Source organism: Sulfuricurvum sp. (genome assembly GCF_019163035.1).
Lineage (GTDB): Bacteria > Campylobacterota > Campylobacteria > Campylobacterales > Sulfurimonadaceae > Sulfuricurvum.
Map to the genome: position 1 here is coordinate 3,399 of NZ_JAFLKV010000147.1, position 10,742 is coordinate 14,140.

The 10,742-nt window shown below is 43.4% G+C and carries 10 protein-coding genes; 7 read left to right on the top strand and 3 right to left on the bottom strand.

Going from position 1 to position 10,742, the window contains the following annotated elements; genetic code table 11:
* Positions 1-375 precede the first annotated feature (375 nt).
* The 7 genes from JZU62_RS10515 to JZU62_RS10545 all read left to right on the top strand — a co-directional run bounded on the left by JZU62_RS10515 (position 376) and on the right by JZU62_RS10545 (position 8,872).
* Positions 376-1,497, top strand: coding sequence for a rhodanese-like domain-containing protein (locus JZU62_RS10515; protein WP_295014579.1), 1,122 nt, complete (start codon positions 376-378; stop codon positions 1,495-1,497).
* Between the two features lie 9 nt (positions 1,498-1,506).
* Positions 1,507-4,419: a molybdopterin-dependent oxidoreductase gene (locus JZU62_RS10520; RefSeq protein ID WP_295014581.1), complete on the top strand. Its 2,913-nt coding sequence runs from the start codon at positions 1,507-1,509 to the stop codon at positions 4,417-4,419.
* Positions 4,420-4,428: 9 nt separating this feature from the next.
* The gene (locus JZU62_RS10525; protein WP_295014583.1) at positions 4,429-5,526 is read left to right on the top strand and encodes a 4Fe-4S dicluster domain-containing protein; all 1,098 of its coding nucleotides are present in this window, start codon (positions 4,429-4,431) and stop codon (positions 5,524-5,526) included.
* Positions 5,526-6,710 carry an ethylbenzene dehydrogenase-related protein gene (locus JZU62_RS10530; protein WP_295014585.1) on the top strand — a complete coding sequence of 395 codons (1,185 nt, stop codon included), beginning with the start codon at positions 5,526-5,528 and terminating at the stop codon, positions 6,708-6,710. The genes JZU62_RS10525 and JZU62_RS10530 overlap by 1 nt, the downstream gene beginning before the upstream one ends.
* Positions 6,710-7,108 (top strand): hypothetical protein, encoded by a 399-nt coding sequence (locus JZU62_RS10535; protein WP_295014587.1) that lies wholly within the window; start codon positions 6,710-6,712, stop codon positions 7,106-7,108. Before JZU62_RS10530 ends, JZU62_RS10535 begins: the two co-directional genes overlap by 1 nt.
* A 113-nt stretch (positions 7,109-7,221) precedes the next feature.
* Positions 7,222-7,791 carry a molecular chaperone TorD family protein gene (locus JZU62_RS10540; protein ID WP_295014588.1) on the top strand — a complete coding sequence of 190 codons (570 nt, stop codon included), beginning with the start codon at positions 7,222-7,224 and terminating at the stop codon, positions 7,789-7,791.
* On the top strand, positions 7,784-8,872 hold the full coding sequence (locus JZU62_RS10545) for a 4Fe-4S binding protein (RefSeq protein WP_295014589.1): 1,089 nt from the start codon (positions 7,784-7,786) through the stop codon (positions 8,870-8,872). Before JZU62_RS10540 ends, JZU62_RS10545 begins: the two co-directional genes overlap by 8 nt.
* Before the next feature lie 79 nt (positions 8,873-8,951).
* Here JZU62_RS10545 and JZU62_RS10550 read toward each other — a convergent pair whose 3' ends face one another.
* The 3 genes from JZU62_RS10550 to moaC are packed head-to-tail and all read right to left on the bottom strand — an operon-like array spanning position 8,952 to position 10,668.
* Positions 8,952-9,935 carry a DUF6781 family protein gene (locus JZU62_RS10550; protein ID WP_295014591.1) on the bottom strand — a complete coding sequence of 328 codons (984 nt, stop codon included), beginning with the start codon at positions 9,933-9,935 and terminating at the stop codon, positions 8,952-8,954.
* Positions 9,936-9,947: 12 nt separating this feature from the next.
* Positions 9,948-10,217, bottom strand: a complete 270-nt coding sequence (locus JZU62_RS10555) for a DUF493 domain-containing protein (protein ID WP_295014593.1) — start codon at positions 10,215-10,217, stop codon at positions 9,948-9,950.
* Complete coding sequence (moaC, locus tag JZU62_RS10560; protein ID WP_295014595.1) at positions 10,198-10,668, bottom strand: cyclic pyranopterin monophosphate synthase MoaC; 471 nt, start codon at positions 10,666-10,668, stop codon at positions 10,198-10,200. The genes JZU62_RS10555 and moaC overlap by 20 nt, the downstream gene beginning before the upstream one ends.
* Between the last annotated feature and the right edge of the window lie 74 nt (positions 10,669-10,742).

Consider the following 10,742-nt stretch of genomic DNA (forward strand, 5'->3'; position numbering starts at 1 on the left):
GATTTGTCCTCAAGAAGTTCGATCAATGTTGCGGTATCGGATTGTTTTATAGCATTTTGAAGAGTCGTATCAGCCATTATCTTCTCCTTAATAGTTGTGATAAAAATAATCGTCATACTATCAAAAAGTGATTAAATTGTAACTATTAATTATTCATCATAAGGGTAAAAAAAGTGTTTGATATATAAGAAAACGTAAAAAAACGTCTATTCATAGTTTGTTTCAAATTTGTGATAAATATGTAACATATTGTAATCTTAATGTGTATCATAAAAAGTAATTTACCGTTTATTAAGAGTGTCAAGCCTATAATGGAAATGGTAATTCCGTAAATTAACGCACCTACGTGTGCATATTTAAAATAAAGGAGCACGGATGAATAGATTGCTAAAAACACTATGTGTTGCAGCATCACTCTCAGCGGCAACCGTATTAGTGGCAGCTGATGGGTATAAGAACAATACTATTCTTATTTCTGCCGAAGAAGCGGTTAAACTGATCGGTAATCCAAAAGTGATGTTCGTATCGGGTGATAACGAAGATATTTATAAACTCGGTCATATTAAGGGTTCAGTTGAGATGTATGCTCACCACCTTCACCATTCAGAAATCGATGGTGAAATGCACTGTGCCCCACTCTATCGCTGTATTGATGATGCCGAACAAACGATCGGTAAAAAGGGTATTAGTAATGATATGACTATCATTGCGTATGATGACTTTAAGGGACCGAATGCGACTGGTGTGTATTCATTTTTTGACAGCTATGGCCATAAAAATATTAAAGTATTGAACGGTGGACGTGCGGCGATGATGGCAGCAGATCCGGCTCAAAAAGAGTACGATACGCTCAATAAAGATCTTAAAGCAGCGACAAAAGCTCTTAAAGATGCAAAAGAAGCATTGAAAAAAGAGGGTGCCGATAAAGCAGCACTAGATGCAACTATCGCAAAAGCACAAACAGATAGTAAAACTCTAAAAGATAAAATGGGTGAAGTTGAAAAACGTCTTCTCGTCGTCAAAGGGGATGAAGTTGTAAAACCAAAAACCTATAAAATTGATCCGAAAAAGATTAAATGGGATGTTATCGCGGGCAAAGAAGAAGTGAAACATGCGATGGATGATATTCTGAAAAACGGAAAAAAATCCAAATACGTGATCATCGATTCACGCGGTATCGGTGAGATCATCGGTGAACGTAAAATGGATAATGTTGCACGTGGCGGTCACGTACCCGGTGCAACGTTTATCGAGTGGAGCCAAATCTCCGATGCAGATAAAAAACTCTCGTTTAAATCTGCCGAAGAGATCCAAAAAGTATATGACAACTATGGAATTACTCGTGATAAAACGATTTACGCATACTGCCACGTAGGTGCGGGACGTAGTTCGGAACATATTACCGCGCTTCAGTTGTTAGGTTACAAAAACGTCAAAGTCTTCACAGGAAGCTGGGATGTTTGGGGTAACGATATGAACCTTCCGATTAAACGATAAGGGTAAAAGATGACAAAAGTAATGAACAATCAACGTCGTGACTTCCTGAAAGTTTCAGGGATGACGGCAGCGTTAGTGGCTTCACAAGGGTCGCTCTTCGCAAAAACGAATGTAGTCTCAGTGGAAAACGGTAAAGAGAACTATCCGAATACCAACTATACTGAAGATATGTATCGTAACGAATTTTCATTCGTATACGGTAAAAAAGAGGAGCACGGGTTTGCATACCACTGTGTAAACTGTCAAGGTAACTGCGCATGGGAAGTTTGGTCAAATAACGGTGTTGTAACCCGTGAAAACCAATCGGCGCGTTATCCGGTTATCAATGCCAAAATCCCTGACTTCAACCCGCGCGGATGTAACAAAGGGGTTCAGCACTCCCAAGTGATGTACCAAAAAGACCGTATCCTCTATCCGATGGTTCGCGTCGGTGAGCGTGGTGAGGGTAAATGGAAACGTGTTAGCTGGGATGAAGCCGCTGAGCGCGTATGCCAAGAGATCTTTAACTGTATGACCGATCCTGAACGTGGGCCGGATAAGTTGATGGTTCACGCGGGAACCGGTCTTTTGACCGAAGGTCGCCGTGGTGCACCGCTCCGTTTCTCGACACAACTCGGTGCTATCCGCATCTATCCGTCATCGTATCTCGGTGATATGTTCTCGGGTGCGGCGATTGCATACGGTGAAGGTAACGTCGGTTGTACATGGGATTTCATGTATAACGTCGATACAGCGGTTATGTGGGGCGGAAATCCATCGGTTTCCCGTATCCCTGATGCTCACTTCGTGTGGGAAGGGAAATATAACGGTGCAAAAATTATCGTTATCACCCCTGAGTTCAATGCGACGGCTAAATCAGCCGACCTTTGGATCCCGATTAAAGCGGGTTCAGACAACATCCTCGCGATGGGTGTTATCAACGTCATCTTGAACGAAAAACTCTATAAACCAGAGTTTATGAAAACGTTTACCGATCTTCCGTTCTTGGTCGATGTGAAAACGCAAAAAATGATTCGCCGCTCGGATATGGAACATGCAGCGAACGAAGATGATCACCATAAATACATGGAAGAGTTCTATTGTATGAACAAAGCAACCGGTAAAGTTGCTTTGATGCCAGGTGCTGAGGGCTCTGCGATCAAATCTTTGCGTCTCGATGAGCAGGGGATTGAACCGGAACTTGAGGGGACATGGACAATTACCGATATGCACGGCGACAAACGCGAAGTGACAACGGTATTTGAAATGCTCAAAAAATCAGCGGCAAAATTTAGCCCTGAGTCTATCCAAGAAGTAACGGGCGTTCATCCTGATACTACACGTCAATTGGCTCGTGATATTGCATTGCCGAAAGTCGTTGAGATCACAACCGGATTCTCGTTGAACAAATACTTCAACGGTGTTATGTCGATTTGGAATATCTCTTCTATCTGTGGGTTGACCGGACGTATGGGACCATACGGTGGATTGAATACGGAAAATGAATTCCAGCTTTCAGGTCTTGGCGTTTTGGCAGGATTTAGCGGTAAATACAATGCTCGTTTCGGATCCGGTTTCGTCGGTGAGTTCGTTTTCGGCGACGGCATGAAAACATTTGATCAGTACTTCGGTGACGAAGATGTTAAACGCGCTCAAAACGGCATGTCCAAAAAAGAGTATATGGCTGTTTTGGAAGAGATGCTCGGTCACGGTAAAAATAATACTGAAAACTTGGACTCACATCGTGGGAACGTCAACAAACCTTGGTGGCAGCCTGATTGTGCTCTCATCGTAGCGGATTCTAAATTCCGCCGTAACAAAGGGAATGAGTATCGTAAAGCGTTCTTGAACAAAACGAAATTCTACGGTTATGTCGATTATCGTATGAGCGAAGCGGCGCAATATGCAGACGTATTGCTTCCGGCTAAATCGCACTACGAAGTTTATGACCTCCGAACCTCTCCGGGTTACCACCGCTTTACAAACCTTGCTCAACCGGTAGCAAACATTAAAAATGTTGGTGAAGCGATGGATGAGTGGTCAATGTTTACCTTCTTGGCTAAGAAAATGGAAGAGTTGGCAAACCGTCCGGAAAACATCGATAAAGCAAAAGTCAAAGATCATCCTAAATATGCGAAACCTGGTTTCCATGACTTGACGATCTTCCACAAAGAGTATACTAACACCGATGCAGAGTCTGAAGGTGCGGGCGAAAACTATTTGGGCACCGATAAAATGGCGGTACAAGCGGCATTAGAGAAATGTGAGCAGTATGAGCCGTGGACGATGGAAAAAATGTATAAAGTGGGCGGATTCTTGCTGATCAATGAAAAAGCGGCTAAATCTTCACCTCTTTATTCAGACCGTCCGTATAGCTCAATGGAGTACCATTTGTACAAATTTGAGCGTCTTGAAACACTATCCGGTCGTCAAACATTCTATGTTGACCATGATATGTATATCAAAATGGGTGCGGCAACGAATACCGGTATGGAGGGGATTCGTCCTCAAAGTAAAGACTACCCTTATGTATTTATGACGCCTCATGCTCGTTGGTCAATCCACTCGAACTATAAAACGTCACGTACATTGCTCCGTCTCCAACGCGGTGTTCCTGCAATCCAAATTAACCGTGTTGTCGCGGAAGCCAAAGGGATCAAAGACGGTGAAACAATTCGTGTCTTTAATGCCCTCGGTGAATTTTATGCGATGGCAAAACTCTCATCTTCCGCTCCGGCAGATGGATTGGTATTAGAGCATGGATGGGAACCGTACATGTATTTGAAAAACAAAGGGCACAATGAGGTTGTACCAACGGCATTGAACCTTCTTGAAATGGCAGACGGATGGGGGCACTTGAAATTCGGTGGCCTTTGGGACGGTAATCAGTACGCTTATGATGGCGCCGTGAATTACGAAAAAGCAACTGACGTACAGTATTAAGGGGTAGTAATGTCTAAACGACAATTAGCAATGGTAATGGACCTGAACAAATGTATCGGGTGCCAAACATGTACCGTAGCATGTAAAACGCAATGGACGAACCGTAACGGTCGTGAATATATGTATTGGAATAACGTCGAAACCTATCCGGGGACGGGTTATCCAAAAAACTGGATGGAACTCGGTGGCGGATTTGACGCGGCGGGCGACCTTCAGCCGGGTGTTATCCCGAATCTCGAAGCTGATTACGGGGTTCCTTGGGATTACAACTTTGAATCATTGATGGGCGGACAAAGCGACAGCAATCATTTTCATCCTCACGTTTCTCCGACATGGGGACCAAACTGGGATGAAGACCAAGGTGCGGGTGCATTCCCACAAGACAACTATTTCTTCTACCTTCCACGTATTTGTAACCACTGTACAAATCCGGGATGTTTGAGTGCATGTCCTCGTGATGCAATCTTCAAACGTGAAGAAGACGGTGTTGTATTGGTTGACTTGGATCGTTGTCAAGGGTACCGCTATTGTATCGCGGGATGTCCTTACAAAAAAATCTATTTCAATCCGAAAATCTCTAAATCAGAGAAATGTATCCTTTGTTTCCCACGTATCGAGCAGGGTCTTCCGCCGGCGTGTGCACAACAATGTGTCGGTCGTATCCGTTTCGTCGGGTTCTTGGATGATGAAGAGTCACAAGTACACAAATTGGTGCACAAATACAAAGTAGCTATCGGGTTACGTTCTGATTATGGTACACAACCGAATGTATACTATATCCCACCGACCGAATCTCCGGCAAAATTTGATGCTGAGGGTAAAATTATCGAAGGTTCAACGCGTCTTCCAATCGAAGAGTTGGAAAAATTGTTTGGTCCTGCGGTGCATGACGCGATCAAAACACTCAAAGCGGAGATGAAAAAACGTAAAGAGACGGGTGTAAGTGAATTGATGGATCTATTGATTGCATACCAACACTCTGATATGTTCCGTCTGGATAATAACTACTATCAACAAGTTGCAAAAGAGAATAAGCGCAATCCATTGGCTCCAGTGGATACTCGTTACATCGCCGGTAAGTTTACAAAAGCAGGAGGGCATCACTAATGAAAAAGCTATTAACCACCATTCTTTCATTGGGTGTAGCGGCTTCGGCTGCACTTGCTTCTAGCTCCATTACAGCCGTAAAAGTGAGTGATGTGAATGATGCTTCTGCGTGGGCAAAAGCAAAATACTCCAGCGTAACGTTGTATCCGCAAGCTGCCATTCATATGAATGACAAAAATGCGAATGCTGCGAACGAAGGTAATAAAGCTAAAAAAGCAGACGTTGCCGCATTATATGACGGTAAAAATATCGCGCTAATGGTTAAATGGGCTGATGGTACTAAAAATGTACAAGCTTTGAATTCTTCGGACACGTACAGTGACGGTTTTGCTCTCCAGTTTGCCGGAGTGGCTAAAAAAGCGGGAGCTCTTCCGTATATCGGGATGGGTTCTGATGGACGTCCGGTAGTCGTTCATTTGCAAAAAGCATCCTCAAGCGTATATGAGCCAAACGGAAATAAAGACGTTTCAACTCAGCTAAATCGTCAACAAACGGGTGTATTCGGACAAGAGTTAGCGGAGTATGATGCGAAAGTTGCTTCATTGGCTAAAACCGATTACGAGCGTGTTTTTGTCGGTGAGGGATTTCGTTCTTTGACTGAAATCAAAGACGGTTCCGTTCAATCGAATGCGTCTATGACCCATGCAAACAACACTTGGACAGCTACTCTTGTTCGTCCGTTAAGCGATGCTTACATGAAAAGTACAGGTACGGTTCCTGTCGCGATTGCGGTATGGGATGGTTCTAAACTCGGACGTAACGGTTTGAAAAATCTCTCTTCATGGGTTTCTGTGAATCTTGATGGGATGAAACCGGATGCGAAAATTGTAGCGGAAACCACCGAAGAGTCTAAAGGTGATGCGGCAAAAGGTAAGGAAGCGGTAGGCGCCAACGGATGTGTCGGCTGTCACCAAATCGAAACTACGGATGCTCCGAACTTGATGGGACCGTCATTGACAAATGTCGGAGGCTATTCAACAGCGGCGTATCTTCGTGAGTCAATCTTAAAACCGTCTGCGGTTATCGTGCCGGGTTACAATCGTAATGCGCACGCTAATACACCGTGGTACAATATTGAAAAAGGGAAACGTGTTTCAGCAATGACCGACTTTAGCTTTTTAGATAAAAAGAGCATTGAAGACATTGTAGCGTATCTCAAAACTCTCAAAGCGGAGGCAGAATAATGAAAAAAGCAGCATTGATTTGTGCCGCACTCGTTTTTAGTGCGTTTGCAAACGAAGGTCAAGAATACGAGGGGTTGTTGACAACTCCTGCATGTGCCGCTCAAGGTGCATTTGCCGATTGTTATTTGGAAAACTATGCGTGTGGATCGGATGGCTGTTTCAAAAACATTCAAGCGGGAGAGACAACTCACCCGAAATTGGCTCTTTTCCAACACGGTACCGGAAAAGTTTATGAAATCGATATCTCAAAACTCAAAGTTTCTGAGTTGGGTGAGGGGATGAATAAAAACGGTGTTATTATCGTTGGTGTTCTCGATGAGAAAACCAATACGATTGCGGCTACCGAGTTTAAAGCACCGCCTCCACCAAAAAAATCATTTTTTAAGGGTTGTTTATAATAATCAATCCGTCATACTACTTCGTTATTGCGGACTTGATCCGCAATCTTAGATCCTGAATCCAGTTCAGGATGACAAAATATACAATCCCTTACTTTTTTAGGAAATAATTGATGAATAATGAATACCGACTTTATATCTATGCTTTTTTGTCCCGTGTGATGAGTAATATCCCTGACCGTCGCTTTATCCATGATCTTAAAAATAATGAATCACTTTTGGAGATTATCGGTGAAGAGACCCGTGCGTGGGTGAGTGAGCGTGATGAAGAAGCCCTTTATGAAGCTCTTAATGTAGATTATTCTTCGATGTATATTCTCAATACCCAACCGGTGGAATCGTTTGTACTCGATGCTAAAAATGAAACGCTTGTGGGGTTGCAAAATCCGGTTATGACGTTTTATTTTAATCACGGGTTTGAGGTCAATATGGATCAAACCGATATTATGGCACCGGATCATTTGGGGATCGAGTTTGCCTTTATGCAAACGCTTATTTACCGAAAAGAGATGAAGCCACAGTTGGAATTTTTAGATCAGCACCTTTTTCCTTGGGTCGTTCCCTATATGATGGGGATGAAAAGTATGGCGGAAACACCGTTTTATCGAGATATGTGTGATTTTATCGTGGAATTTTTGAGCAGTGATTATGCGTATCTCTCATCAGGAGATGCTAATGGGTAATATGAATTTTGTTCAAAAATCCAATCTCTTTAGTTTTACGGCGACACGCTGTCTGCGGAATGAATATTTTCATAACGATTGCCGAATCTGTATCGATATGTGCCCCAAGGGAGCTTTTCATATCGTCCGAAATAAGCTGACATTGTTTGAGAACGAATGTATAGAGTGTGCGGGGTGTATCGGGAGTTGCCCTACCGAAGCGCTAGAGATTGAGAGTTTCGATCCTAACGGTTTTGCCGCGTCGTTCACCCATCACGCAGAAGTCCCGATTCTCTCCTGTAAAGTAACCACGCCGTGTTTGGGTGTATTTGATACCGAACATTATGCCGTGATGGCACTTCGGGGAGAAAAGAGCGTAACGTGTGATCTTAGCCATTGTGCAGGGTGTGTGCTTAATGAAAATGCCCAATTAGAGGGAATTATCCGATCTAAAATCGAAACAACCAATCAGTTTTTAGAGAGATTGAATGTCACGCATAGAATCGAAGTTATCGATATCAAAGAAGAGCAAAACCCTCGTCGTGCCCTTTTCCGTAAAGGATTTGAAAAGGTCAAAGAGTCGTTAGCTGATGAATCGATAGCCCATGTTTCTATGACGAGCGCACACCATAAACTACCCGATATGAAAATGCCGTTAAAACGGATATTGCTCAAAAATTCTCTTAAAGAGATTGTCGGTGGTTTAGAGACGAGTGCATTTGAGGAAAACAGTCCGTTGTTTTTTAACAAACAAATCGATTTTCAAGGGTGTACCAACTGCGGAGATTGTACTCAGTTTTGCCCGACCGATGCTCTGTTTGCTACCTCAGATAAACAAGGTATTTACTTCTCTCAAGGCAAATGTATCGGATGCGGTATTTGTGAAGATATCTGCAAACCGAATGCGATTAGTGCCAAAGAGGGGTATGATCTCGTTAGCATAGCCTATGATCGCGCAGAACAGCTAGTTCATTATGAAATGGTGACGTGTCATGAGTGCCGATGCCCTTTCCCGTATAAGGGTGGGGAACCGATCTGTGATCGATGTGAGAGCTATACGAAGCAGTTTAGCACTATGTTTACGATGGCGAAGGACTTGTAATTATTTTAGTTGTATACGCCACCCGAACAAAGTCCGGCTGGCTACGCTAACGCTGAGTTTACTTCAGCAGTAGGCTCAATTATTTTTTTTCCATTGCATCTTTGGCACCTTTGATCGCCCCTTGCATCGTCGATTTGGCGACACTCCATGCTCGTACCCCCATCGCTTTTGCTTCTTGAGCCGATTTGGATTTAAGAAGTTTATTCCCTTTTTCGCTAACCCCGCGTGTGAGCTTGGAGAGACGTGTGCGCAAGAGCTCTACGGTCTCTTTGGAGAGGTGTTTAATCTCTTCGGTATCGAAACGGATATCATCGCTCACGCTCTCTAGTTTAGCGATGATAGCAGCGGCATTATGATGTTTGAGTGAATGAATCACTTGGGTAAAGAGGGTATCAATATGATCGAGCTCATTTTCAATCGTTTTATACTCTTCACGGTAGAGGGCTTTAACCTCTTCGGGTACATAGAGGAGGTATTGATGGAACTTCTCAATTGATTTATAAAGAGCAGAGCGGATACCCATCAAAGTGCCGCGCAAAATGGTATCGGCTTGGTTGGGGGTTGCCTCGGCTACGTTGAGGGAGCTTTGGAGAATACTGGCTAAAATTCGGCGGATACGAACGGCATTGAGGACGTTGGCATTTAGTGTCTCATAGGTAATCTCTTTGATGATCTCGTTTAGAGTCTCTTCGATATCTGAGCCACGTTCTAGCGTGGTAATAATGGCACTTTCTATCATTTCTTCGAGAATATCAAGCAGATCTATCGATTGGATTTTGATTTGGTGAAGTTTTTCCAACATCGCTTCATTATCAACAAACTTTTTTTCCAAGATGTCGAAAAAACGGTATTTGAGTTGTTGAAGTTCTTCACTTTTGCGGGTGATTTGACGCTCAATCTGCTCTTTTTGAGCCATAAGATCTTCGAGCTCGTTATGGAAACTGTGTGTCGTCTCTTTTAAAAGCTCAATAGTGTGTTCACGAAGCTCTTGCAAGGGGAGAGTGGTGGCATTGAGTCGATCAAAATGAGCTTCGATATTGCGGGTAAATGTTTCTGTTGTCATAATCGGTTCCTTTTATAATACCATTTTGATATGGGGATGGGCTTTGAGTGTTTCATAAAAATAGGTTCGTTCGTCTTCGTTATGAACCAATAACTCTAGGTTCATACTGATGTATTTCCCTCCACGGCTTGTGTTGGACGGGTTTAGGGAGTAGGTGCGTTCACTAAAAATCTCGATAGCGGCGATCTCGATACCTGCCCTCTCGTACGCGACGACTTTATAGCACCAGTTGCATGGATACTCTAATTTTAGTTTTTCGGTTTCATCGTTGATAACTACCACTTTTGCCTCCTGATTTGGTTTCGAGCTGGATGGGTCCGATCACCATCGATTTATCGATCGCTTTGAGCATATCATAGATGGTGAGAAGTCCGATACTGGTTCCGGTAAGGGCTTCCATCTCTACCCCCGTTTGACCGCTGAGTTTTGCCGTAACAATGAGTTTAAATCCCGGAAGATCGGGAAATTCTTCGATATCGCAGTGGACTCCGCTGAGGTTGAGAGGATGGCACATCGGTATGATGTCGGAGGTTTTTTTCGTCCCCATAATTGCGGCGATAACGGCGGTTTGGAGGACTGGGCCTTTTTTGGCGCTATGGGTTACGACGGCATCGTACGCATCACGGCTCATTGTAATGAGACCGCTGGCAACCGCAACACGCGAGGTAGTATTTTTATCGGAGACATCGACCATTTTCGGGCGGTCGCGCTCGTCAAGATGGGTTAAATTCATCGGATTCTCTTTTGATATTCTTTTTATTATTATAGCTTAGAGTTGTTAATCAGGTATTGATTAAAAAATAACCA

Excerpts from the sequence above, each read along its gene's own strand:
- JZU62_RS10515 (WP_295014579.1), top strand. The coding sequence starts at position 376 with ATGAATAGATTGCTAAAAACACTATGTGTTGCAGCATCACTCTCAGCG.
- JZU62_RS10520 (WP_295014581.1), top strand. The coding sequence starts at position 1,507 with ATGACAAAAGTAATGAACAATCAACGTCGTGACTTCCTGAAAGTTTCA.
- JZU62_RS10525 (WP_295014583.1), top strand. The coding sequence starts at position 4,429 with ATGTCTAAACGACAATTAGCAATGGTAATGGACCTGAACAAATGTATC.
- JZU62_RS10530 (WP_295014585.1), top strand. The coding sequence starts at position 5,526 with ATGAAAAAGCTATTAACCACCATTCTTTCATTGGGTGTAGCGGCTTCG.
- JZU62_RS10535 (WP_295014587.1), top strand. The coding sequence starts at position 6,710 with ATGAAAAAAGCAGCATTGATTTGTGCCGCACTCGTTTTTAGTGCGTTT.
- JZU62_RS10540 (WP_295014588.1), top strand. The coding sequence starts at position 7,222 with ATGAATAATGAATACCGACTTTATATCTATGCTTTTTTGTCCCGTGTG.
- JZU62_RS10545 (WP_295014589.1), top strand. The coding sequence starts at position 7,784 with ATGGGTAATATGAATTTTGTTCAAAAATCCAATCTCTTTAGTTTTACG.
- JZU62_RS10550 (WP_295014591.1), bottom strand. The coding sequence starts at position 9,935 with ATGACAACAGAAACATTTACCCGCAATATCGAAGCTCATTTTGATCGA.
- moaC (WP_295014595.1), bottom strand. The coding sequence starts at position 10,668 with ATGAATTTAACCCATCTTGACGAGCGCGACCGCCCGAAAATGGTCGAT.